The following is a 21,946-nucleotide window of genomic DNA, read 5'->3' as shown; positions in this document are numbered from 1 at the left end:
TGTGTGCAGTGGATGCCGCGTGGCACCTGATCCAGTACACGGCGGACATGAGACGAAAGGAACCGCGAAACATCGGTGTCGCGGTCTCGGTCGACGACCAGTGGGCGATCAAGTTGTTTGCGGTGGATCAGTCATCCGGCCGCATCAACGGGCGCGCCCTGAAGAAGTATGGGCTCACCAAGGACGGGTACGAGGCATGGGTCGAGTACTTCACAGACATGATCCTGTCCGGTAGGTGGGAACGGGTACTGCAGGCCCAGCGGCGCCGTCCGTCAGAGTTTCGACTTGTCACCGGTGGCCACACGCGTGCAGCTGGCACCGCTCGAGATGTCGCCACAAGGTTGTTTGCGGAGCTTGTGCACCGCGAGGAAGGGCATGTGGAGCCAAGGGCCCGCGTCCTGCAGCAGCGGGTCGAGCAGACGCTCCGGCTTGCTGAAGTCGAGCCGCAAGCCGACATCGTTGTACCCGCACTCTGGGATGATGCTGCGGACGACGTCGAGTTCGACTATGCCTACACCAATGGCAGGCGACATCTCATGGAGCGCCTTCAGCTTCACCAGACATCCATCGATACCTCCAAGATGGTGGCCAGGGAGTTCAATGCGCGAGTGACAGCTGCTAGCGCCGCAGGAGCAGCAGAGAGTTTCATCGCGTTTTACTCGGGCGAGGCCGTCGAAGAGATGGGTGGCGACTCGATGCTGACACCGATCTTCAAGGTGGCCGAGATCGTTGATGTCGACAACGAAGCAACAGCGGCAGAAAACCTGCTGGCGATTATGCACCGGACGGCATGACGACGGGTCCATCGCCATCTAATCGAACATGTGTTCTAATCTGGGAATGCGGGAATCGGACATTCTTCGCGGTGGTCGGCGCTGGAATCCGTGGCGGTATCTCAGCCGCAACCACCCCCATATGAAGGTGAACTGCCGGTACCCCCTCCCTGGCACACGGGCGGGCTTGCTCACCGTGCACGGCATCTACCTCGATTGCCGACTGAACCAGGCCGGCCGGCGATGCACCCTCCAACATGAGATCGAGCACCTTGAGCGTGGGCCAGTCCCCGACCACCCGCATTTCGCCGCGCTCGAAGAACACATCGTCGACGTCCTCGCCGCCCGGAGACTCATCGCGCTCCCCCATCTATTCGACGCTCTGCTGTGGACGAAACACCCAATCGAACTGGCCGACGAACTGTTCGTCGATCTTGACACCCTCAGCACACGACTCGAACACCTGACACCACGAGAACGTGGCTATATCAACCTCGAGCTGGCCCGCCGCCAGCCCTGGAACAACTAGGAGCCACCCGTGGCCCGCCAACAACTCCCCCCGCAGATCAAGAAGGTCGAACTCGCCCGCAAGGTCCGCGGCCGACCCGTTGTCCGCTACCAGCTCACCGTCGACATCGGCACTGACCCGGTCACCGGTGGGCGCAAGCAGTACCGCAAACGGTTCGACAGCCTCGACGACGCGAAGGACAAACTGTCGGAGCTGCAGAACGACGTCGCCCGCGGCACGCACGTGCACCGCTCGACGCTCACCGTGGAGCAGGCGTGCGCGGACTGGCTCGCCGGCCGCCGCGTCCGCCCCACCACCCTCGGTGCCTACACCCACGCCCTCCAACCCGTGCGCGACATGTACGGCGGCCTGGCGGTGCAGAAGCTGACCAAGCGTGACATCGACGACCTGGTCTCCGCGCTGCTCGCCGGCACCGTCATCAAGTCGGACGGCACCCCCCGCAAGGCGTGGACCGCGAACACCGTCAACCCGATGCTCAACGTGCTGTCCTCGGTGCTGTCCGGACTCGTGAAGCAGGGCCAACTGGTTCGCGACGTCGCCGCCCTGGTCGACCGGGTGCCGCGGCAGAAGAAGGAGATGCGCACCTTCACCGAGGACGAGGTCCGCACACTGCTCGAGGTCGCGGCGACCGACCGCAACGAGCACGCCTGGCACCTCGCCCTGTCCGGGCTGCGCCGCGGCGAGATCGCTGGCCTCAAGTGGGAGCACCTCGACCTCGAGGCCGGCACCATCACGATCGCCAACAACCGGGTGTCGGTGAACGGGAAGGTGTCGGAGGGCGAACCCAAGTCCACCCGCTCCGCACGCACGCTGCCACTCACCCCAGCACTGACCGCGGCGTTGAAGGCGGCCCGCACCCGGCAGGCGAGGGAACGGCTCCGCCTGGGCGAGGCGTACGGGCCCGGCACGTACGTGGTGTGCGACGAGGCCGGCCGCCCCTACCACCCGGACACGATCTCCGATTTCTGGCGAGAAATGTGCACACGGTCGGGCGTGTCGCAGATCCGGCTGCACGATGCGCGCCACACCTGCGGCACGCTGATGCACCTGCAAGGGGTGCCGATCGTGGTGATCTCGGCGTGGCTCGGGCACGCGGATGCGGCCTTCACGATGCGCACCTACATGCACTCGCAGAACGACGCGTTGGCAGACGCTGCGCGCATTCTTCAACGCACTGTGACAAACCGTGACAACTCGACCGGTTCGTAAGACGGCAGAAGGGGCGCTGACCATCGTTTCCGCTGGTCAGCGCCCCTCTGGTGGAGCCCCCTGTCAGGATTGAACTGACGACCGCTCGCTTACAAGGCGAGTGCTCTACCACTGAGCTAAGGAGGCAGTCGAGCGGCCCCATCATATCGGTAGCGCCCGCTCCACATGCGACCGGCCGGGTTCGTTACGGTGGATCCATGGCTGCTGTTACCGCGCGCATCGCCGAACACCGGACGGACGGGAGCACGTAACGGTGGGGACGCTGGCAACCGCCTTCGGGAAGCTCGTCCTCGACCGTCGCGCCACCCTCGACACCATCACCGAGGCGCCGGCGCCGCTGCAGCCGATCGACCTGACCGACGACGCGACGGTCGCCGAGGCGCTCGACGTCGCCGTCCGCGTCGGCGAGGTGCTGCTGGCCGCGGGCACCGGTGCGATCGACACCTCCGAGCAGGTCCGTTTCGTCGCCGCGACGTACGGCCTGGCCCAGTGCGACGTGGACGTCACCTACAACTCAATCGTGCTCTCGGCGTACCGGGGGCCGACGATGCCGCCGGCGAGCACGATGCGCGTCGTGCAGTACCGGTCGATGGATTTCACGCGGCTCGCCGCGGTGGACCGGCTGACCCGGCGCATCCGACGGGAGGCGATCTCGCCGGCGCAGGCCCGCGAGGATCTGCTGGCGATCACGACGGCGCCGCACCCGTATCACCGCTGGGTGGCGACGTTCGCGTGGGCGGCGATGGCCGCGTCGATCTCGGTCCTGCTCGGCGGTGGCGCGCTCGTGGCGGTGATGGCGTTCGCATCCACGGCGGTCATCGACCGGACGAACCGCGTCCTCAACGGCATGGGCCTGCCGTTCTTCTTCCAGCACGTGGTCGGCGGCATCATCGCCGCGACGCCCGCGATCCTGTTGTTCAACCTGCGCGAACCGTTGGGTGTCGACGTGCCGCCGGGCCTTATCATCGCGGCCGGCGTGACGGTGCTGCTGTCGGGACTGTCGCTGGTCGGTTCGGTGCAGGACGCGATCACCGGGGCACCGATCACCGCGTCGGCGCGGTTCTTCGAGCTGGTGATGATGACCGGCGGAATCATCGCCGGCGTGGCGACGGCGCTGAAGGTGATGGAGGCGCTCGGCGCGGAGCTGCCGGTGATCAGCAACGATGCGCTGCCGACGGCGACCGCGCTGCCGGTGAAGGTGCTCGCCGGTGCGGCGTCGGCGTTGTTCTACGCGCTGGCGTGCTACGCCGAGCGACGGGCGCTGACGGCCGCCGCGCTCGGCGGTGCGGTGGGCAGCCTCGTGTTCTTGATGTCGATGGAGTTCGCGGTGGGTCCGATCATCTCGTCGGCGACCGCCGCGACGGTGGTCGGCTTCGCCGGTGGCTTGATGGCGCGACGGGCGCTGACCCCGCCGCTGGTGGTGGCGGTCGCCGGTATCACCCCGTTGCTGCCGGGCCTGTCGTTGTATCGGGGCCTGTACGCGGTGATCGGCAGCGAACTGCTGCTCGGGCTGACCGCGCTGTTCTCGGCGTTCGGCATCGGGTGCGCGCTGGCGGCAGGGGTGACGCTCGGCGAGTGGCTGGCCCGCACGGTCCGGCATCCGCGGAGCGTGCTGCGGGCGGGGTCGCTTCGCCGGCCGCAGTTGCGCCGCGTCCGGCGGGTGCGTCCGTACCGGGGCTCGAAACGCCACGAGAGTCACTCCGCGGGTGGTGCACCCACGGCGTGACTCTCGGTCGACGCGGTTACCGCGGCAGGTCAGGCGCCCGCGTTGCGGGCCTTCTCGTCTGCCTCCATGGCGTCACGCAGGCTCTTCGGCCGCATGTCGGTCCAGTTCTTCTCCACGTACTCGACGCATGCTGCACGCGACTCCTCCCCGAACACCACGCGCCACCCCTGCGGCACCTCGGAGAAAGTCGGCCACAGCGAGTACTGCTCCTCGTCGTTCATGAGGACGTAGAAGCGGCCGTCTTCGTCGTCAAAAGGATTCGTGCTCATCTCGCCTCACTTGTCGCATAGGTGTGCTGCTTTCGTACCCTAGCAAGCCCGGGGGTCCGGTCATGACCCGCTGGTAGTTTTCCTCCGCGCCGCTCGAGGACGGATCCGAGGATCTCCCCGGACCGGATCGCCACGTTCGACAGCAGCGACGCCGTCAACCCGTGGGTCTTCTCGGTGCCGCCCTGCAGATAGATCCCGGCACGGACGTCGCCGGCGGTGGGCAGCCGGTAGTCCCGGTCGACCGTGCGCAGCGGCGACGACGCGGAAGCGAGGGCGCCGAGCAGGGGCGGCAGCGGGGCGGGCTCGAACCCGGTGGCGAGGACGACGGCGTCGCACATCAGGGTGTCGGTGAGTCCGTCGATCGTGCTGCGCACGTCCACCTCGATTCCGGTGGTCGACTCGGTGACCGCGGCGATCTCGGAGGCGCGCCGCATGAACAGCCGCCGCCGTCCGCTGACGCGTTCGCGGTACTCGGCCGCGTACAGCGCGGTGATCAGGTCGGGGTCGACGACGGAGTAGTTGGTGCCGCGGTGCAGGGCGAGCAGTCGTGCCCGCTCGGTCTCGGGTGCGGCGTGCAGTTCGTCGACGGTGGCCGGGTCGAAGATGCGGTTGGCGTACGGACTGTCGTCGGCGGGGCTGTAGCCGAAGCGGGCGAAGACGTTGTGCACTTCGGCCTGCGGATAGTGGCTGTGCAGGTACTGCACCACCTCGGCGGCGCTCTGGCCGGCGCCGACGACGACGAACCGCTGGTGCACGGGCGCGGGCATCTCGGCCAGATGGAACAGGAACCGGTGGTTGTGGAAGCAGCGCGCGGTCTCGGTGGCCCACGCGGGGATGCGGGGCCGCAACCCCACGCCGACGACGACGTTCCGGGCGTGCACGACGGTGCCGTCGGCGGTGTGGACGGCGAGGCGGTCGGCGATGCCTGCCTCGTCGTGCACGGCCTCGACCGCGGTGACCTCGGTGCCGTAGCGCACGTCGGCGTCGACGCGGCCGGCCGCCCACTGCAGGTAGTCCTGGAATTCGTGCCGCGTCGGGAAGAACGTCTGGTGGTTGACGAAGTCTACGAGCCGGCCCCGGTCGTGCAGGTAGGCGAAGAAGGTGTAGGGACTCGTGGGGTTGCGGAAGGTGACCAGGTCCTTCGGGAAGGCGATCTGCATGGTGGCGCCCTCGAGGAGCATGCCGGGATGCCACGCGAAGGCGGGTTGCCGCTCGAAGAACCGTGCCCGTACGGGATCGTGCGGGGCGTCGGCATTGTGTTCTTCGACGGCGATCGCCAAAGCGAGATTGGCGGGCCCGAATCCGATCCCGACGAGGTCGAGGAGTTCCGGTGGTTCGCCGTCCGGCGACGGCGAGTCACCGCTGTCGTTGCAGGATCGGTCGGTCATTGGTCGCTCTTCCGTGCTCTGGGGCCGCAGCCGCGGATGGATCGATCGCACAAGAAGATAGCTCAGGCTATCCTTGGTTTGGTTAGCCTACCAATCATTGAGGTCGGCTGGGGAGGCTGCGCTGCACCCTCCCGGCCCGGCTCCGACCCGCCCTAGTTGCGCTCCTCCGCCCGCGCGAACAGGTCGCCCTTGCGGATCTTGCCGGTGGCGGTCATGGGCAGCGCAGCCACGAATTCGACGATCGGCACCTTGTAGCCGGCCATGTTCTCCCGCGCCCACGCCACGAGCCCCTCGGCCGTGACGGCCGTGCCGGGGACCGGCTGGACGAACGCGAACGCGACCTGTCCCCTGTCCGGATCGGACTTGGGGACCACCGCGACCGTCGCGACGTCCGGATGCATGCGCAGCAGCGCCTCGACCTCGGCGGGGAAGACGCTCATGCCGTTGGTCTTGATCATCTCCTTGTTGCGGGCGAGGTAGTGCAGCGCGCCCCGCTCGTCGAACCGACCGACGTCACCGGTGCACAACCAGGCGCCCTGGAACGAGTCCGCGGTGGCCTCGGCGTTGCGGTAGTACCCGGTCGTCACCGAGGGGCTGCGCACGATGATCTGCCCGGTCGCGCCGATCGGCACCGGAACGCCCGTCTCGTCGACGATCAGGATGTCGGTGCCCGGCACCGGCAGGCCGCAGAACACGGGCTCGCTCTCGAGGTCGACGTCGCCGTCCTGGAAGCCGAGGGTGAAGGTGTCGGCGGTGTTCGTCTCGGTCATGCCGTAGCTCGCCTCCCGCAGGGTGTGGCCGGTCGCGTCGCGCCACCACCGGCGGATCGCCGGATCCAGCTTCAGCACGAACGACACCGCCATGGCGTTGTCGAGGCTGGCGGCGCGGCTGCCGTCGAAGCCGGGCGCCTCCATCAGCTCCACGTAGTTGTCGACGGTGCCGACCGTGCTGGTGACTCCGTGCCGCTCGACGAGGGCCAGCGCGGCGTCCGCGTCCCACCGGGTCATCAGCACGACGGTGCCGCCGTTGACGAGGGGATTGAGGATGCCGAAAACCTCGCCGGCGATCCAGAACATGGGCAGGTAGTTGAGCACCACCGTCGTCTCCCCCACCCGGCGGCCGCCGCCGACGGTGGCCGCGGCGGCGGTGTAGACCATGTGCCACTGGGTGTGCTCACAGCCCTTCGGCATGCCGGTGGTGCCACCGGTGTAGTTCAGCGCGGCGAGCGCGTCCGGATCGGTCGCGACGGCAGGAGCGCGGGGGCTGTCGACGATGCCCGCCCAGTCGCCGACGGCGGGATCGGCGACCGGGAAGGGCGGTGGCACCTCCCCCGGCGCCACACCGGCGAGCATGTCGCCGAGGGCGGTGACGGCGACGTGCCGCACAGGGGTGCGCGGCCGGACCGCTTCCACGAGCGGGAGCAGTTCGGGCTGCGTGAGCAGGATCGTGACGCCGGCGTCGGCGAGCTCGTGGGCGAGTTCGTGCTCGCGCAGCATCGGGTTCACGGGCACGTGGACGGCGCCGATCTTGAGGATCCCGAGCATCGCGACGTGGAACTGCGGGCAGTTGCCGAGGTGGACACCGACGCGGTCGCCGGCCCGGGCGCCGCGGGCGAGCAGCCAGCCGGCGAACCGGTCGGAGAGGTCGTCGTACTCGGCATAGCCGACGGTGCGACCGTAGAACTCGATCGCGGGGGCGTGGGGACGCACGCTCGCCCAGTGCCGCAGGTAGTCCACGAGCCCGCGACCCTCGATCGGGTACTCCACCGTGCGCGGCACCTCCGGCGGCCAGTGGGCCTCCTGCACCCGCCGGATCTCGGCGAGCGCGGCCTCGAGCGCATCGGAATCGGTGGGGACCGTGTCGAGCTGGCGTGTCATGTCGACCTTCCGTTTCTCGGGGCATCCGCGACGGCCGGGGTGATCCCGGTCACCCGCCATGTATAGTTGAATCCGGTGTCGGATTCAACTGCCCGGAATTCTCGCGAGGAGTCCGAATCACCGCACCGCAGTAGACGTTCCGCTGCCGAAAGGAATACGCATGGCGTCCGTGAACAAGCAGGTCCGATTGGCGCGACGACCGGTCGGCCGCCCCGACGAGTCCACCTGGGACATCACCACCGCACCCGTTCCGCGGCCCGCCGACGGCGAGTTCACCGTCCGCGTCGAGTATGTCTCCCTCGACCCCGCCATGCGGGGGTGGCTGAACGACGTCCGTTCGTACATCCCGCCGGTCGCGATCGGCGAGATCATGCGCGCCCATGCCGTCGGCCGGGTACACGAATCCCGGCACGACGACTACAAGGAGGGGCAACTCGTCTCGGGACACTTCGGGGTGTGCGACTACGCCGTCTCCGACGGTAGCGGCGTCGTCCCGGTCGACGAATCCCTTGCGGCCCCGCCGGTGTGGCTGGGCGCCCTCGGATTCCCTGGCATGACAGCATATTTCGGCCTCGTCGACGTCGGGCGGATGAAGCCGGGCGACACCGTGCTCGTCTCGGGCGCCGCCGGGGCCGTCGGCAGCATCGCCGGGCAGATCGCCAAACTGAGCGGGTGTCGCGTCATCGGCATCGCCGGCGGGCCCGACAAGTGCGCGTGGCTCACCGACGAACTGGGCTTCGACGCCGCCATCGACTACAAGGCCGGTTCCGTGGGCCGGGCGCTGCACGCCGCCGCGCCGGACGGGATCGACATCTACTTCGACAACGTCGGCGGTGAGACGCTCGACTCGGCGCTCGCCGTGCTGCGCAAGAATGCGCGAGTCGTGTTGTGCGGTGCCATCTCCGGCTACAACGCGACCGACCCGCAGCCGGGGCCGTCACGCTACCTGTCCCTGCTGGTGAACCGGGCCTCCATGGCCGGGTTCATCGTCTTCGACTACCTCGACCGCTTCCCCGAGGGCATGGCCGCGGTGTCGGAGTGGATCCGCCGCGGCGAACTGGTCACCCGCGAGCAGGTCGAGAGCGGCGGCGCCGAGGCCTTCGGGCGCACGCTCAACATGCTGTTCGACGGTGCGAACACCGGCAAGCTCGTGCTGAAGATGACCGACGACGCCTGAGGGCTCGCGCGGGGTGGTCGAGTGTCGGGCCCGCCACCCCGCGACCGGCCCCAGCGATCAGTTCTCGAACCGGTAGACCGCGTAGGCGGTACGGATGACCGGCTGCGCGACGTTGCGGACCCGCACGCCGCCCGGGGTGGTGCCGCGCTCGCACCCGGCGTGCGCGTGCCCGTGCACGGCCAGGTCCAGGTGGAACTCGTCGACCGGTTCGCCGAGCAGATACGACCCGAGGAACGGGTAGATCTCGGCGGGTTCGCCGCGCAGGGTGTCGCTGATCGGCGAGTAGTGCAGCAGCCCGACGCGGACGTCGGCACCGTCGAGCTCGGCGACGGCGCTGCGGAACCTGTCGGCCAGTTCCACGGTGTGCCCGGCGAACTGCTTCATCTCCGGCTCACCGAACGCGCTCGCGCACTTGCCCGCGAAACCCCCGCCGAATCCCTTGGTCCCCGCCACACCGAGCCGCGCCCCGTCCACCTCGAGGACGACCGACTCACCCTCGAGCATGACGATGCCCCGGTCGCGGAGCAGTTCGGTGATCTCGTCCGCGGCGTCGCTGTGGTAGTCGTGATTGCCGAGCACCCCGACGACAGGCACCGGCAGGTCGCCGAACTCGTCGGCGACGACGCGCGCCTCGTCGACGGTGCCGTGCCGGGTGAGATCACCGGCGAGCAGCAGCACGTCGGCATGCTCGTGCAGGTGTTCGAGGGCGGGCCGCAGATGGCCGCGGGCGTCCTCGGCCAGGTGTACGTCGCCGACGGCGGCAATCCTCATCGCAGTTCCTCCACCGAGGTTCCGGGGTCGCGCGAGTCGACCACGTGCACGTCGTTGTGGACGGTGACGTCCGGTAGCTGTTCCTGCACCACCAGGGTCAGCGCGTCGCGGCGTGCGGCGCTGGCGACCTCGCCGGTCAGGTACACGTCGGTGCCGCGGATCGTGACGCGCACGCCCTGTTCGGCGGTGCGGGGATCCTCGGCCAGGGCGCGGTGCAGGTGCGCAACCACATACTGCGGGTGATCCTGCTCCGGGTGTTCGTGACTCATCGTCGGACCTCCGAGCCGGGTTCGATGATGCCCAGGTCGGCGAGCAGGCCGAGGAAGGCGCGGGCGTACGGCGACGCCGCCGTGGCGGTGGCCACCTGGGCCCAGTCCACCTGCTCGCGCAGGGCGCGGGCGATGCGCAGCAGCGGCGCGAAGTCGCAGCGGTGCGCGTCGAGCACGTTGAGCTTGTCGCTCATCAGGTCGGTGCCGCTGATCACCGGCGCCGCGGTCGGGCCGATGCGCATCCACTGGGCGCGGGCGAGCATCGAATCGTCGACGTCCCGGTCGTTGGGGCGGAAGATCAGGTCCACGAGATGCTCCCCCTCGTAGACCTTGCTCAGCCAGTTCTCGGGCGGATCGACCGGACGCATGCCGGCGGCGACGAGCGCCTCCCGCGCGGCGTCCACGTCCCGGGGGCGGACGAACAGGTCCACGTCGTGGTCGGACGCGGGCCCGCCGCGCGCGTACACCGCGCATCCACCGCCGACCGCGAACGGCACCCCGGCTTCGTTGAGGGTGTTCGCCGCCTTGGTCAGCACCTGCAGCAGCTGGGTCTCCTTGACCGACTCGTCCGGCGAACCCGCGACGTCGACCGTCGCGGCGTCGGGGCTGTGGGGCTGTGCGTTGGTCATGGGTGGCGGGTACCCGCGCGCCGACGGCTCACACCTGACCGGGCACTCGTCCCGTCACGAAGCCGAACCGCTCGGCGAGCTCGAGGCGCGTGGTGTCGGCGTCGGTGTGCAGCACGCCGGCGATGCCGATCCGCGCCGCCCCGTCGAGGTTCTGCTGCAGGTCGTCGACCATCACGGCCTGCTCGGGCGCCACCCCCAGCCGCTCGCACGCGAGGGCGTAGATGCGGCGCGACGGCTTGCGGATGCCGATCTCGGCGGAGATCACCACCTCGTCCGCGAGCGCGGCCAGGTCGAAGCCGGCATAGCAGTCCCGGCCGAAGGCGTTGGACACCAATGCGACCGGCACGCCGGCCGCCCGGAGGTCGTCGACGAGGGCCACCGTCCGGTCGTCGCGCCGCATCCCGGCCTGCATCCGGGCGGCGAGTCCCTCCGCGGTCACGGCCGCCCCGTGGGCGCGCAACCGCTCGGCGAAGCCCTGCTCGAACTCCTCCGCGTCGATGCGCCCCGACTCGTGCTCGGCGAGCAGCCCGCGCGAGATCGGGTCGCCGCCGAGCAGCCGCAGCGGCAGTCCCGGATCGCCGAGTGTCGCGCCGAACTCCTCGAACGCGGCGAACACGCTCGTGGTGATCACCCCGCCGAAGTCGACCAGGACGGCGGTGCGTTCGGAGATGGGTGCAGCGAGGTTCATTCCGCCCGGCCTTCCGCGCGTCCGGCGCCGACCGCCGCGGCGCGCTCGGTGTGGAACCGCACCATGCCCTCCTGCGCGACGGCGGCGACCAGTCGTCCGGTCGTGTCGAAGATCTGTCCCTGGATCAGGGCGCGCCCCGATTCGGACGACGGCGACACCTGATCGAACAGCAGCCATTCGTCCACCCGGAACGGCCGCAGGAACCACACGGCGTGATCGAGGGACGCTCCCTGGATCGGCCTGTCGGGATGCGGTAGGACGGCGATGTCGAGCAGCGCCATGTCGCTGCAGTACGTCAGGGCGCAGGCGTGCAGAACCGGGTCGTCCGGCAGGGGGGTGCGGTGCCGTATCCACAACCGCCGGCGCGACGGCACGTCGGGCGTGGCCTCGTCCGCAGGGAGCCAGCGGCGCTCCCAGTCGTCCCATTCCGGGAAGTCGTACCACGCGGCCCACGGGCGGCCGTTCTCCGCGATCTCTTCCGGTCCGGCCGTCGCCGGCATGGCCGCCTGATGGGTGTACCCGTCGTCGCCGCGGTGGAACGAGGCGGTCAGTGTGAACACCGTCTCGCCGTCCTGGACCGCGGTGACGTACCGGGTGCGGAAGCTGCCGCCGTCCCGCACGGCGTCCACCCGATAGTCGGTGGGGTCGAGCGGCCGGCCGGGGCGCAGGAAGTGCCCGTGCATCGAGTGCACGCCGAACTCGGGCGGCACGGTCCGTGCCGCCGCGGAAAGCGCCTGCCCGGCGACCTGGCCGCCGAAGGTCCGCTCCATCTCGGTCGGCACCGGGTCGGCGCGGAACGTCGCCGGGGCGATTTCGCGCAGGCCCAGAACCTCGTCGATGCTCGGCACGTGTTTCCCTCCTCGGGTCAGGACGACGCGACCCTGCGCATCTCGCGGCGCAGGATCTTCCCGCTGGTGGTCTTGGGCAGCTCGTCCAGGATCTCGACCGACCGCGGGGCCTTGTAGGTGGCCAGCCGGTCGCGGCACCACGCCACCAGCTCGTCCGGGTCGACGTCCTGGTCCGGGCGCAGGCTCACGAACGCAGCGACCGACTCGCCGCGGTAGGAGTCGGGCACGCCGACGACCGCGGCCTCGCGGACCGCCGGATGCCGGTAGAGCACGTCCTCCACCTCGCGGGGCCAGACCTTGAACCCGGAGGCATTGATCATGTCCTTCTTGCGGTCGACCACGTACACCCAGCCCTGTGCGTCCATGAAGCCGACGTCACCGGTCAGCAGCCGCCCGCCCGGGATGGATTCGGCGGTGGCCTCGGGCAGGTTCCAGTAGGCGGGGACGACCATGGGACCCTCGACGGCGATCTCCCCGACCTCGCCCGGTCCGAGGTCCTTGCCGTCCTCGTCGACGATGCGCACCATCGCGGTGGGCAGCGGCAGGCCGATCGACAGCGTGCCCGAGTCCGGATCCACCGGCGCCTCGCGGCCGGAGGGCACGACGACACAGGGCGCGCTGGTCTCCGTCAGGCCGTAACCGTTGCGGATGTAGAGGCCGGTCCGCTCGCGGAAGCGCTCGACGATGGCCGGTGGCAGCGGCGCGCCACCGGAGTTGAGGGTCAGGAGCGACTCGAACGCGTCCGACGAGAACGACGGATGCGCCAGCAGCGCCATGTACGCGGTCGACGGGCCGACCATGAACGCGGGCCGCTCCCGCTTCAGGACGTCGAGCACCACCCCGGCGTCGAAGCGGTAGGCCAGCACCAGCGGACCGGCCAGATCCACCGCGGTGAGCAACTGGACGACCATCCCGGTGATGTGGAACAGCGGCGCGAGAGCGAAGATCGGCGAACCCGCCGGAATCTCGTCGTACAGGCGCAGCAGTACGCAGTTGACGGTGAGGTTCGCGTGGGTGTTGGTGGCGCCCTTGGGCAGTCCGCTCGTCCCGGACGTGTAGGAGACGAGCGCGATGTCGTCGGGGACCAGGCCCGGATCGGGGACGGGGCGGCCCGCCCACTCGCGGGCGACCTCCAGTAGGTCGGGGACGCCCGGCGTACGGCGGCGCTCGACGCCCGCGAAGAGCCGCTCGTCGTTCCGGGTCTGCAGGTCCAGTTCGCTCGCGGTCAGCGCGATCGTCACGCCCGCCCCGGCGGCCCGCTCCGCCACCCGGTCCGCCCACGCCTGTTCGCCGCACACGACGGCGACGACGCCGGCGTCGGTGAGGATGTGGTCGAGTTCGTCCTTGTACATCGGGTTCAGCGGCACCACCGCGCCGCCGGCCTTCCACGCGCCGAACAGCGCGAGGACGAACTGCGGCACGTTCTGCAGGTACACGGCCAGCCGGTCGCCCCTGCGGAAGCCGTGTTCGAGCAGGTAGGCCGCCACGCCGTCGGTCAGCTCGTCGACTTCCCGATAGGTCAGCGTCGCACCGAGATACGTGATCGCCGGCCCGTCCGGCGCGGCGGCGACGGCGTCGGCGAACACCTCGAGCGTGGTCCGCCGCGGGACGGGTCCGACCTCGGCCACGCGGGGATCGTACTGGGCCATCCAGGGCCTGTCGTCGTACCAGCTCATCGTGGCGGCACCTGTCCTTTCGTGTGTTGTTGCAGCGCAATCGTTTCGGTCACGAGACCGGCAGGCCGACGAGGTCCGCCAGCCGGGCGCGGTGCCGGGACGGGACGCCGAGCGCGAGCTGATCGGCCTTGGCCCGCTTGAGGTAGAGATGCGCCGGGTACTCCCAGGTCATGCCGAGGCCGCCGTGCAACTGGATGCACTCCTCGGCAGCGTGGACGGCGACGTCGCTGCAGTAGGACTGGGCGACCGCCGCCGCGATCGCGGTGTCGTCGTCGCCGCGTGCGTACGCGTCGGCCGCGTACCGGGCGGCCGACAGCGCTGCGCCCACCTCGAGCCACAGATCGGCGAGCCGGTGCTTGATCGCCTGGTACGAACCGACGGCGCGGCCGAACTGGCGGCGCTCCTTGACGTAGGCGACGGTGGTCTCGAGGCACCACTGGGCCACCCCGAGCTGCTCGGAGGCGAGCAGCACCGCCCCGCACTGCAGCGCCTCGGTCACCGCGGCGGCCGCGTCGCCGCCGTCGACGCGGGTGGAGGCGGCCCCGGCGAACTCGACGTCGGCGATCGGCCGGGTCATGTCCAGCGACAGCACCGGGGTCACCGTGACGCCGGCGGCGTCCGACCGGACGGTGTGCAGTTCGAGGCCGTCCGGCCCCGCGACGGGGACGACGAGCACATCGGCCTCGTGTGCCCCGGCGACGCTGGTGACCCGTCCGGTCAGGCCGTCGGCCGTGCGATGCACCCCGGTGATCGCGGCGTCCGGCGCCGTCGACAACGGCACGACGAGGGCGCCGGTCGCGGCGCCCTCCGCGAGGGCCGGCACGGTCCCGGTGTCGCCGGCGCGCAGCAGCGCGACGGTGGCGAGCACCGCGCTCGACAGGTACGGCACCGGCGCGGCGGCCCGGCCGATCTCCTCCATGACGACCGCGGCCTCGCGGGTGCTCGCGCCGGCGCCGCCGAGCGACTCGGGCACCAGCAGCCCCGCCAGCCCGAGTTCGGCGGCGACCGTCTTCCACACGCCCGAGAAGTCGGCGGGCGCGGCGTCGTACGCGGTCACCACGACGGACGGTGGGCAGCGATCGGTGAGCACGCGACGGACGCTGTCCCGCAGGGCGTCCTCGGTGTCGGAGTACAGCAGGTCGGTCATCGCGCCAGGTCCTTCCACGGAATATCCTTGTCCACACGGTGTTCCGGCGGCAGCCCGAGCACCCGCTCGGCGACGACGTTGCGCAGGATCTCCGACGTGCCGCCCTCGATCGAGTTGCCCTTGGCGCGCAGGTACCGGTATCCGGGTTCACGGCCGGTGAAGTCCACCGCCTCAGGCCGGCGCAGGGTCCAGTCGTCGTATCGGAGGCCGTCCTCGCCGTGCAACTCCACCTCGAATCCCGACACGGTCTGGGCGAGGCGGGCGAACGCGAGCTTCATGCCGGAGCCCTCCGGACCGGGCTGGCCCGCGGCGAGCTTCTGGCGCAGGCGTTCTCCGGTCAGCCGGGTCACCTCCGCCTCCACCCACAGCCGCATCAGCTGGTCGTGCCGCGCCGGGTCGCGCAGCTCGGGACGCTCGCGCCACGTCGCGGCGACCTTGCCGATCATGCCGCCCTCGCGGGGCGCGCCGGAGCCGATCGCGACGCGTTCGTTGTTGAGGGTGGTCGTGGCGACGCTCCAGCCCTGCCCCTCGTCGCCGAGCCGGTTGGCGTCGGGTACCCGCACGTCGGTGAGGAACACCTCGTTGAACTCGGCCTCGCCGGTGATCTGCCGCAGGGGTCGCACGTCGACGCCCGGATCGCTCATGTCCAGCAGGAAGTACGTCAAGCCGGCGTGCTTGGGCACGCTCGGGTCGGTGCGGGCCACCAGGATCGCCATCTGCGCGTTCTGCGCGCCCGACGTCCACACCTTCTGGCCGTTGACGATCCAGTCGTCGCCGTCGCGGACCGCGCGGGTCGCGACGGCGGCCAGGTCGGAGCCGGCGCCGGGCTCGCTGAACAGCTGGCAGTAGATGTGCCGTCCGGTGTAGAGGGGACGCAGGAACCGGCGTTTCTGCTCCTCGGTGCCGAACGCCGCGATGGTGGGCGCGGCCATGCCCAGGCCGATGCCGTTGCGGCCCGCGGCGGGCCGGGGTGCTCCGGCGGCGGCCAGTTCGGCCTCGACCTGCGCCTGGTGACTCTGCGGCAGGCCGAGTCCGCCGTGGCCCGGCGGGAAGTGCACCCAGGCGAGACCCGCGTCGAACCGAGCGCCGAGGAAGTCCTCCGGCCCGGTCGTGCTCGGATCATACTGGTCCAGAAGATGTTTCACGCGCCCGGAGAGGTCGCGCGAGGTCGTCTGCTCGTCGGGGAACATCGTCGTCTCCTGCGTGTCGAGGGTGGTGGGGGCGTCAGATGCCGGCTTCGTCGGCGATCTCGCGGGCCTTGTGGACGAGAGCGTCGATGCGCGCGACCGTGGGAGTGCCGGCCGCGGCCTTGTTCTGCGGTTCGTCGAGGGCGCGGCGCATCACACCCTCCGCGATCACCGCCACCTTCCACAGCCCCAGCGCGTGCCAGAACTTCAGCGCCGCCGGGTCGCGGCCCGTCTCGTCCAGGTAGACGGCGGCGAGTTCGGCGCGGCTCGGGAAGCCCTCGAGGGTGGAGGCGGGGAAGTCGCCGCCGGTGTCCTCCCCCGGCTCGGGCCAGTACGCGAACAACGACCCGACGTCGGCGAGGGGGTCGCCGACGGTGGACAGTTCCCAGTCCAGCGCGGCGACGACGTCACCGCTCTCGCACGAGGTGATGACGTTGCGCAGGTGGAAATCACCGTGCACCAAGGTGATTTCGTGCTGTGGCGGCACGGCGGCCAGGAGCCGGCGGGTCAGGTCGTCGAGTTCGGGCAGCTCGCGGGTCTTCGACTTCTCCCACTGGCCGGCCCAGCGGTGCAGCTGCCGCTCCGCATACGGCTTGGGGCGGGCGAGGGCGTCGAGCCCCGTACGTTCGAGGTCCACGGCATGGATCCGGCCGAGCGTCCGCGCGAGCGACAGCCCGATCCGGCGGCGGCGCTCCGGCGTCAGGGATTCGGCGACGGACATCCGGTCCACCACCTGTCCGTCGACGAACTCCATGAGCACCAGCGGCACGTCACTGAATGCCGGATCGTCGGTGAGCCCGAACACCTTCGGCGTCGGCACGTCGGTGCCCTCGAGCGCGGAGAGGATGCGGGCCTCGCGCGCGACGTCGTGCGCGGACGCCAGTAGGTGCCCGAGCGGCGGTCGCCGCAGCACCCACCGGCGGCCGTCGCCGTCCTGCACCAGGTAGGTCAGGTTCGACTGTCCGAGCCCGATGCGGTCGAAGGTCAGCGGCGCGGTGTGCTCGATGCCGAGGTCGCGGAACCAGCGCAGGATCGCGTCCGGGTCGATGCCGACGGTTTCACGCAGGGGCATGGGCACTCCCGGGCAGGGCGGCGAACGCGGGGGCGCGCCGCTCGAGGTGACTGGCGACGCCCTCGGCGACGTCGGGACCGCGGAAGGCCTCGCGCATCAGGCGGTCCGCGGCGGCGAGCGCGTCCGGGTAGGACCGGTCGGCGTCGTCGCGCAGCTGCTGCTTGATCGTCGCCATCGACCGCGGCGAGCAGTGCGCGGCGAGGTCGGTCGCGTAGGCGACGGCGGCGTCGACGACGTCGCCGGTGGTGACGAGATGGTCGAGCAGGCCGATCCGGTGGGCCTCGTCCGCGTCGACCATACGGCTCGACAGGAGCAGGTCCGTGGCGCGGCTGTGGCCCACGAGGCGGGGCAGCAGCCAGCTGATGCCGTACTCGGTGATGAGCCCGCGGCGCGCGAACGCGGTGGTGAACCGGGCGGTCGGGTCGCCGAAGCGGACGTCGCAGTAGAGAGCCTCGACCAGGCCGAGTCCCGCGACGGGTCCACGGATCGCGGCGACGAGCGGTGTGCGGACCCGCAGCGGGAAGTCGCGCGGGCGTGGCCGCATCAGGTCGTCGTCCGACGCGTCGGCTACGTGGCGCAGGTCGTCGAGGTCGGCGCCGGAGCAGAATCCGCGGCCGGCACCGGTGACGACGACGGCCCGCACCTGCGGGTCGTCGTCGGCCTCGGCGAGCAGGTCGAAGTAGCGGTCCTCGAGCGCGTTGCTCCAGGCGTTGAGCTTGGCCGGCCGGTTGAGAGTGAGCAGGGCGACGGGGCCGCGCCGCTCGGTCAGGACCAGGTCGTCGGTGGTGGCCACGCCGCGGGTCGCCGCGGCGGGTGCGTCGGTCATCCGGGTGCTCCTTCACAGCAGGGAGTCACGTAACTTGACGTCAGATTCAAGTTGCTGAGCGCTCGCATAGTTTGCGCCCGAGGCGGTGTGATGTCAATCGCTCGGGCCATCCGGATGTGACCGGGGCAGGCGGCCCGGGCCACGGTCGGCGCGGGCTCGACGGGGCTTGCCCGATCCCCGAGTCCCGGGTCGCCGGCGGGCGGAGGACCCGGTCAGGGCCCAACGGCGTCTGGGGCGCGTGGACCGCGCCCCGAATTTCCCCGGTGGTCCGGCACGGCACGTACCGATCGGTGCGCGAGGCGAGTAAGCATGAGGGATCCGCACCGAATCCGAACGAGCAGAGAGGGCGCGATGGCTCAGGTGGATGCCGCGAGCGAGCCGATCGGCCTCGACGCAGCGCGCGTCACCGCGTGGTTCGTCGAGCACCTCCCGGACGTCGCACCCCCGTTGCACTTCGAACTGATCACCGGAGGCCGGTCCAACCTCACCTACCGGGTCCGTGACGAGGCGGGGACGCGTTGGGTCCTGCGCCGGCCGCCGACCGGGGAACTGCTCTCCTCCGCCCACGACGTCGTGCGGGAGTGGCGCATCCTCGACCTGCTCGCCGGCGGCCCGGTGCCGGTGCCGCCGGTGACGGGCTGCTGCACCAACCGGTCGGTGACGGGGGCGGACTTCTACGTCATGAAGCACGTCGAGGGCATCGTCCTCGACGATGCCGAGACGGTCGCCGCGATCCCCCGGCCGAACCGACCGACCGCCTCCCGCAGCATCGTGGACACCCTCGCGGTGATCCACGCGGTGGACACCACGACCGGACCGCTGGCGCAACTGCGCAAACCGGGCAGCTACCTCGAGCGCCAATTTCGGCGCTGGAGCCGTCAGCTCACCGCCGGCGGTGTCGGTCCCGGGCCCGTGTGGGACGTCCACGAGCTCCTGACCCGGAAGCTGCCCGCCGAACGGTGGACCGGGTTGGTGCACGGCGACTTCCGGCCGGGCAACCTGCTGATCGGGACCGACGGGCAGGTGCGCGCGGTTCTGGACTGGGAGCTGTGGACCATCGGCGACGTGATGGCCGACCTCGGGTGGCTCACCGCCACCTGGGCGTCGGCCGACGTGATCGGCTGGGCGCCCGATCCCGCCGACGGTTTCCTCGACGTCGACACGGTCGCCTCCCGGTACGCCGACACGACCGGCCGTGACCTCGACGACCTGCGGTATCACCAGGGCTTCGCGCTGTGGAAGCTCGCAGCCATCGCGGAGGGCGTGGCGGCGAGGTTCCGCGCCGGCGCGATGGGCGATCAGGAGGTCGACATCGACGCCCTCGCACAGCGTCCGGCGCAGCTGGCCGAGATGGCCCGCGCGGTGCTCACGGGGCGAGGGCCGGGCTGACGCGACGCGAGTGCGGGCGGTGCGGCGGCCCGATCCGGGTGCGCGTCCGGACGATCGTCCCTCACCCGGACCGCCGGGGGCGGTGGCGCAGCAACTGGGTGAGACGATGCGCCTGCCGGAGCAGCAGTTCCCCGAGTTCGGGACGACGGTCGGCGCGGAAACGGCTCTCCACCCCGGTGATGCTCAGCGCCCAGGCCGGCGCGTCCCGGTGGTCGAAGACGGCGGCCCCCATCCCCCAGCTTCCCTCCACGAGCAGGGCGGGATTGGTGGAGTAGCCGGCCAGGCGCGTCGCGGCGATCCGTTCCTCGACGGCCTGCCGGCTGTGGTCCGGCCCCCACCCGGCGGTCAGGTCGGTACGGGACAGATACTCGTCGATGTCGCGGTCGGACAGGTGGGACAGGATGACGAGCCCCGCGGACGCGACACCGAGGGGCAGCCGGATCCCGACGTGGAGGACGTGGGAACGCAGCGGGAAGCTGCCCTCCTCGCTGGCGAGGCACACGGTCTCGTCCCCGCGCCGGGCGGACAGGAAGGCGCTCTCGCCGGTCTCCCGTGCGAGGTCGCGCAGGATGTCGCGGGCGAGGTCGGTGATGTCGTAACGGCCGGCCGCCAGCGAGCCGAGCAGGTACAGCTCGGGCCCCAGCGACCATCGACCGGTCTTCGGGTCGCGGTCGACGAGGCCCTCGTCGGTGAGCGAAGTCAGCAGGCGGTGCGCCGTCGGGCGCGCGAGGTTCGTCGCCCGGGCCAGATCCGAGGTCGACGAGCCGGTGGGCTCGTGCCCGGCGATCGCGCGCAGCAGCGCGCTGACGCGGCCGATCACGTGGGGTCTCTGTGCCTCCTCCATGACACGAGAATACGTCTACTCAGTGAACGCCGTCGAAATCGACGTTCCGATGGGCGAGCAATCTCGAATGCGCCGCTCGCAAGGCCTTGAAATCGGCAAACACAGAGCATGTAGTGGTACTCGACCGATGCGTCATCGTCCATTGAATGAACGCATCCTGCACCGGGGTCCGGAGGGACCGAAGTCTCGAGAAGGGGTCTGTGATGGGAACGAAAGTGTTCGACACGCCCGCGGCCGCCGTCGCGGACGTGTCCGACGGCGCGACGATCGCCGTCGGCGGGTTCGGGTTGTGCGGCATCCCCGACGCCTTGATCCGCGCGCTGGTCGAGTCCGGCGTCGGTGATCTCGAGGTGTTCTCCAACAACTGCGGCGTCGACGACCACGGCCTGGGCCTGCTGCTGAACGCGCGCCAGATCCGCCGGGTCACCGCCTCCTACGTCGGGGAGAACAAGGAGTTCGCCCGCCAGTATCTCGCCGGTGAGCTCGAGGTCGAGCTCACCCCGCAGGGCACCCTCGCCGAGCGGCTGCGCGCCGGTGGCGCCGGCATCCCCGCGTTCTTCACCCCGGCGGGTGTCGGCACCCCCGTCGCGGACGGCGGACTGCCGTGGCGGTACCACGTCGACGGCTCGGTGGCCGTGGCCTCCCCGCCGAAGGAGACCCGGGCCTTCGGCGACAAGCGGTACGTGATGGAGGAGGGCATCACCGCCGACTTCGCGCTGGTGCACGCCGTCAAGGGCGACACCGCCGGCAACCTGATCTTCGACAAGACGGCGATGAACTTCAACCCGCTGGCCGCGATGGCCGGGAAGGTCACGATCGCGCAGGTCGAGGAACTCGTCGAGCCCGGCGAGCTCGATCCCGCGCAGGTGCACCTGCCGGGAATCTTCGTGCAGCGCATCGTCGAAACCGGTCCGCAGGACAAGCGGATCGAGAAGCGGACAGTCCAGGCAACGGAAGGGGCGGCACGATGACCGGCACCAAGGGATGGACCCGAGACCAGATGGCGGCCCGCGCGGCCGCGGAGATGATCGACGGCGAGTACGTCAACCTGGGCATCGGGCTGCCGACGCTCATCCCCGGTCATCTTCCGCCGGACGTGCAGGTGACGCTGCACTCGGAGAACGGCATCCTCGGCACCGGCCCGTACCCGACCGAGGAGAACGTCGACCCGGACCTGATCAACGCGGGCAAGGAGACGGTCACCGTCAATCCCGGTGCCGCATTCTTCGATTCGGCATTGTCGTTCGGCATGATCCGCGGCGGGCACATCGACACCGCCGTGCTCGGCGGCATGCAGGTCTCCCGGACCGGCGACCTGGCCAACTGGATGGTTCCCGGCAAGATGGTCAAGGGCATGGGCGGCGCCATGGACCTGGTGCACGGCGCCAGCCGCGTCATCGTGGTCATGGAACACACCGACCGCGACGGCAATTCGAAGATCGTCGACACGTGTTCCCTGCCCCTCACCGGCCAGGGTGTCGTCGACCGGATCATCACCGACCTCGCGGTGATCGACGTCGTCGGCGACGGGACCCTCGCGCTGCGCGAGCTCGCGCCGGGCGTGACCGTCGACGACGTCGTTGCGGCCACCGCGGCGCCGCTCGAGATCCGCATCGACGAGCTCGTCTGAGAGAAGTAGTCGAATACCACTG

General features: G+C 70.4%; 22 protein-coding genes and 1 tRNA gene. 8 read left to right on the top strand and 15 right to left on the bottom strand.

What is annotated here, in order from left to right:
* Positions 1-8 precede the first annotated feature (8 nt).
* The 3 genes from HFP48_RS04600 to HFP48_RS04590 all read left to right on the top strand — a co-directional run bounded on the left by HFP48_RS04600 (position 9) and on the right by HFP48_RS04590 (position 2,511).
* Positions 9-794, top strand: coding sequence for a hypothetical protein (locus HFP48_RS04600; RefSeq protein ID WP_168579092.1), 786 nt, complete (start codon positions 9-11; stop codon positions 792-794).
* A gap of 175 nt (positions 795-969) precedes the next feature.
* Positions 970-1,302 carry a hypothetical protein gene (locus HFP48_RS04595; protein WP_239010612.1) on the top strand — a complete coding sequence of 111 codons (333 nt, stop codon included), beginning with the start codon at positions 970-972 and terminating at the stop codon, positions 1,300-1,302.
* 9 nt (positions 1,303-1,311) lie between these two features.
* On the top strand, positions 1,312-2,511 hold the full coding sequence (locus HFP48_RS04590; RefSeq protein ID WP_168579090.1) for a site-specific integrase: 1,200 nt from the start codon (positions 1,312-1,314) through the stop codon (positions 2,509-2,511).
* A 51-nt stretch (positions 2,512-2,562) separates the two neighbouring features.
* Here HFP48_RS04590 and HFP48_RS04585 read toward each other — a convergent pair.
* A tRNA-Thr gene (locus HFP48_RS04585) sits at positions 2,563-2,637 on the bottom strand.
* Positions 2,638-2,764: 127 nt separating this feature from the next.
* Here HFP48_RS04585 and HFP48_RS04580 point away from each other — a divergent pair.
* Positions 2,765-4,237, top strand: coding sequence for a threonine/serine exporter family protein (locus tag HFP48_RS04580; protein ID WP_006942907.1), 1,473 nt, complete (start codon positions 2,765-2,767; stop codon positions 4,235-4,237).
* Between the two features lie 29 nt (positions 4,238-4,266).
* On the opposite strand, the gene HFP48_RS04575 is transcribed toward HFP48_RS04580, so the two are convergent.
* The 3 genes from HFP48_RS04575 to HFP48_RS04565 all read right to left on the bottom strand — a co-directional run bounded on the left by HFP48_RS04575 (position 4,267) and on the right by HFP48_RS04565 (position 7,771).
* Positions 4,267-4,506, bottom strand: a complete 240-nt coding sequence (locus HFP48_RS04575; RefSeq protein WP_003936798.1) for an MbtH family protein — start codon at positions 4,504-4,506, stop codon at positions 4,267-4,269.
* On the bottom strand, positions 4,503-5,894 hold the full coding sequence (locus HFP48_RS04570; RefSeq protein ID WP_029541191.1) for a SidA/IucD/PvdA family monooxygenase: 1,392 nt from the start codon (positions 5,892-5,894) through the stop codon (positions 4,503-4,505). Before HFP48_RS04570 ends, HFP48_RS04575 begins: the two co-directional genes overlap by 4 nt.
* 152 nt (positions 5,895-6,046) lie before the next feature.
* Complete coding sequence (locus tag HFP48_RS04565; RefSeq protein ID WP_168579089.1) at positions 6,047-7,771, bottom strand: AMP-binding protein; 1,725 nt, start codon at positions 7,769-7,771, stop codon at positions 6,047-6,049.
* Between the two features lie 160 nt (positions 7,772-7,931).
* Between HFP48_RS04565 and HFP48_RS04560 the strand changes: the two genes are divergently transcribed.
* Positions 7,932-8,948 (top strand): NADP-dependent oxidoreductase, encoded by a 1,017-nt coding sequence (locus HFP48_RS04560; protein ID WP_006942896.1) that lies wholly within the window; start codon positions 7,932-7,934, stop codon positions 8,946-8,948.
* 57 nt (positions 8,949-9,005) lie between these two features.
* Here the strand turns inward: HFP48_RS04560 and HFP48_RS04555 are convergent, their stop codons facing one another.
* The 10 genes from HFP48_RS04555 to HFP48_RS04510 are packed head-to-tail and all read right to left on the bottom strand — an operon-like array spanning position 9,006 to position 18,061.
* Entirely contained in the window at positions 9,006-9,719 is a 714-nt protein-coding gene (locus tag HFP48_RS04555; protein WP_050034595.1) for a metallophosphoesterase, read from the bottom strand.
* Positions 9,716-9,988, bottom strand: coding sequence for a BON domain-containing protein (locus tag HFP48_RS04550; RefSeq protein WP_050034594.1), 273 nt, complete (start codon positions 9,986-9,988; stop codon positions 9,716-9,718). The genes HFP48_RS04555 and HFP48_RS04550 overlap by 4 nt, the downstream gene beginning before the upstream one ends.
* A complete protein-coding gene (locus HFP48_RS04545; RefSeq protein ID WP_029541180.1) occupies positions 9,985-10,617 on the bottom strand; it encodes a nucleotidyltransferase in 633 nt (210 codons plus the stop codon). Before HFP48_RS04545 ends, HFP48_RS04550 begins: the two co-directional genes overlap by 4 nt.
* Positions 10,618-10,645: 28 nt before the next feature.
* Positions 10,646-11,305, bottom strand: a complete 660-nt coding sequence (locus HFP48_RS04540; protein WP_006942885.1) for an HAD family phosphatase — start codon at positions 11,303-11,305, stop codon at positions 10,646-10,648.
* Positions 11,302-12,153, bottom strand: a complete 852-nt coding sequence (locus tag HFP48_RS04535; RefSeq protein ID WP_168579088.1) for an acyl-CoA thioesterase II — start codon at positions 12,151-12,153, stop codon at positions 11,302-11,304. The genes HFP48_RS04540 and HFP48_RS04535 overlap by 4 nt, the downstream gene beginning before the upstream one ends.
* Positions 12,154-12,170: 17 nt before the next feature.
* A complete protein-coding gene (locus tag HFP48_RS04530; protein ID WP_050034592.1) occupies positions 12,171-13,829 on the bottom strand; it encodes an AMP-binding protein in 1,659 nt (552 codons plus the stop codon).
* 49 nt (positions 13,830-13,878) lie between these two features.
* Positions 13,879-14,976: an acyl-CoA dehydrogenase family protein gene (locus tag HFP48_RS04525; protein ID WP_006942879.1), complete on the bottom strand. Its 1,098-nt coding sequence runs from the start codon at positions 14,974-14,976 to the stop codon at positions 13,879-13,881.
* Complete coding sequence (locus HFP48_RS04520) at positions 14,973-16,166, bottom strand: acyl-CoA dehydrogenase family protein (RefSeq protein WP_168579087.1); 1,194 nt, start codon at positions 16,164-16,166, stop codon at positions 14,973-14,975. Before HFP48_RS04520 ends, HFP48_RS04525 begins: the two co-directional genes overlap by 4 nt.
* A gap of 34 nt (positions 16,167-16,200) precedes the next feature.
* Positions 16,201-17,235: a phosphotransferase family protein gene (locus HFP48_RS04515; RefSeq protein ID WP_043801613.1), complete on the bottom strand. Its 1,035-nt coding sequence runs from the start codon at positions 17,233-17,235 to the stop codon at positions 16,201-16,203.
* Positions 17,222-18,061, bottom strand: coding sequence for an enoyl-CoA hydratase-related protein (locus tag HFP48_RS04510; protein WP_168579086.1), 840 nt, complete (start codon positions 18,059-18,061; stop codon positions 17,222-17,224). The genes HFP48_RS04515 and HFP48_RS04510 overlap by 14 nt, the downstream gene beginning before the upstream one ends.
* Positions 18,062-18,412: 351 nt before the next feature.
* On the opposite strand from HFP48_RS04510, the gene HFP48_RS04505 reads away from it, so the two are divergent.
* Entirely contained in the window at positions 18,413-19,450 is a 1,038-nt protein-coding gene (locus HFP48_RS04505; RefSeq protein ID WP_168579085.1) for a phosphotransferase family protein, read from the top strand.
* Positions 19,451-19,511: 61 nt separating this feature from the next.
* On the opposite strand, the gene HFP48_RS04500 is transcribed toward HFP48_RS04505, so the two are convergent.
* Positions 19,512-20,294, bottom strand: a complete 783-nt coding sequence (locus tag HFP48_RS04500; protein WP_043801479.1) for an IclR family transcriptional regulator — start codon at positions 20,292-20,294, stop codon at positions 19,512-19,514.
* 203 nt (positions 20,295-20,497) lie between these two features.
* On the opposite strand from HFP48_RS04500, the gene HFP48_RS04495 reads away from it, so the two are divergent.
* Positions 20,498-21,265, top strand: a complete 768-nt coding sequence (locus tag HFP48_RS04495) for a CoA transferase subunit A (RefSeq protein WP_029541161.1) — start codon at positions 20,498-20,500, stop codon at positions 21,263-21,265.
* The gene (locus HFP48_RS04490; protein WP_006942868.1) at positions 21,262-21,924 is read left to right on the top strand and encodes a CoA transferase subunit B; all 663 of its coding nucleotides are present in this window, start codon (positions 21,262-21,264) and stop codon (positions 21,922-21,924) included. Before HFP48_RS04495 ends, HFP48_RS04490 begins: the two co-directional genes overlap by 4 nt.
* Positions 21,925-21,946 lie beyond the last annotated feature (22 nt).

Origin of the sequence: Rhodococcus sp. DMU1, from assembly GCF_012272955.1 — a bacterium.
Taxonomy (GTDB): Bacteria; Actinomycetota; Actinomycetes; order Mycobacteriales; family Mycobacteriaceae; genus Rhodococcus; species Rhodococcus aetherivorans.
Note: the sequence above shows the minus strand (reverse complement) of the source record. Positions and strands in the feature narration are given on the sequence as shown.

What these genes read in the sequence shown, in the direction of transcription:
- HFP48_RS04545 (WP_029541180.1), bottom strand. Translation starts at nt 10,617, where the DNA reads ATGACCAACGCACAGCCCCACAGCCCCGACGCCGCGACGGTCGACGTC.
- HFP48_RS04505 (WP_168579085.1), top strand. Translation starts at nt 18,413, where the DNA reads ATGGCTCAGGTGGATGCCGCGAGCGAGCCGATCGGCCTCGACGCAGCG.
- HFP48_RS04510 (WP_168579086.1), bottom strand. Translation starts at nt 18,061, where the DNA reads ATGACCGACGCACCCGCCGCGGCGACCCGCGGCGTGGCCACCACCGAC.
- HFP48_RS04560 (WP_006942896.1), top strand. Translation starts at nt 7,932, where the DNA reads ATGGCGTCCGTGAACAAGCAGGTCCGATTGGCGCGACGACCGGTCGGC.
- HFP48_RS04530 (WP_050034592.1), bottom strand. Translation starts at nt 13,829, where the DNA reads ATGAGCTGGTACGACGACAGGCCCTGGATGGCCCAGTACGATCCCCGC.
- HFP48_RS04515 (WP_043801613.1), bottom strand. Translation starts at nt 17,235, where the DNA reads ATGCCCCTGCGTGAAACCGTCGGCATCGACCCGGACGCGATCCTGCGC.
- HFP48_RS04550 (WP_050034594.1), bottom strand. Translation starts at nt 9,988, where the DNA reads ATGAGTCACGAACACCCGGAGCAGGATCACCCGCAGTATGTGGTTGCG.
- HFP48_RS04555 (WP_050034595.1), bottom strand. Translation starts at nt 9,719, where the DNA reads ATGAGGATTGCCGCCGTCGGCGACGTACACCTGGCCGAGGACGCCCGC.
- HFP48_RS04565 (WP_168579089.1), bottom strand. Translation starts at nt 7,771, where the DNA reads ATGACACGCCAGCTCGACACGGTCCCCACCGATTCCGATGCGCTCGAG.
- HFP48_RS04575 (WP_003936798.1), bottom strand. Translation starts at nt 4,506, where the DNA reads ATGAGCACGAATCCTTTTGACGACGAAGACGGCCGCTTCTACGTCCTC.
- HFP48_RS04500 (WP_043801479.1), bottom strand. Translation starts at nt 20,294, where the DNA reads ATGGAGGAGGCACAGAGACCCCACGTGATCGGCCGCGTCAGCGCGCTG.
- HFP48_RS04520 (WP_168579087.1), bottom strand. Translation starts at nt 16,166, where the DNA reads ATGTTCCCCGACGAGCAGACGACCTCGCGCGACCTCTCCGGGCGCGTG.
- HFP48_RS04570 (WP_029541191.1), bottom strand. Translation starts at nt 5,894, where the DNA reads ATGACCGACCGATCCTGCAACGACAGCGGTGACTCGCCGTCGCCGGAC.
- HFP48_RS04525 (WP_006942879.1), bottom strand. Translation starts at nt 14,976, where the DNA reads ATGACCGACCTGCTGTACTCCGACACCGAGGACGCCCTGCGGGACAGC.
- HFP48_RS04540 (WP_006942885.1), bottom strand. Translation starts at nt 11,305, where the DNA reads ATGAACCTCGCTGCACCCATCTCCGAACGCACCGCCGTCCTGGTCGAC.
- HFP48_RS04495 (WP_029541161.1), top strand. Translation starts at nt 20,498, where the DNA reads ATGGGAACGAAAGTGTTCGACACGCCCGCGGCCGCCGTCGCGGACGTG.
- HFP48_RS04490 (WP_006942868.1), top strand. Translation starts at nt 21,262, where the DNA reads ATGACCGGCACCAAGGGATGGACCCGAGACCAGATGGCGGCCCGCGCG.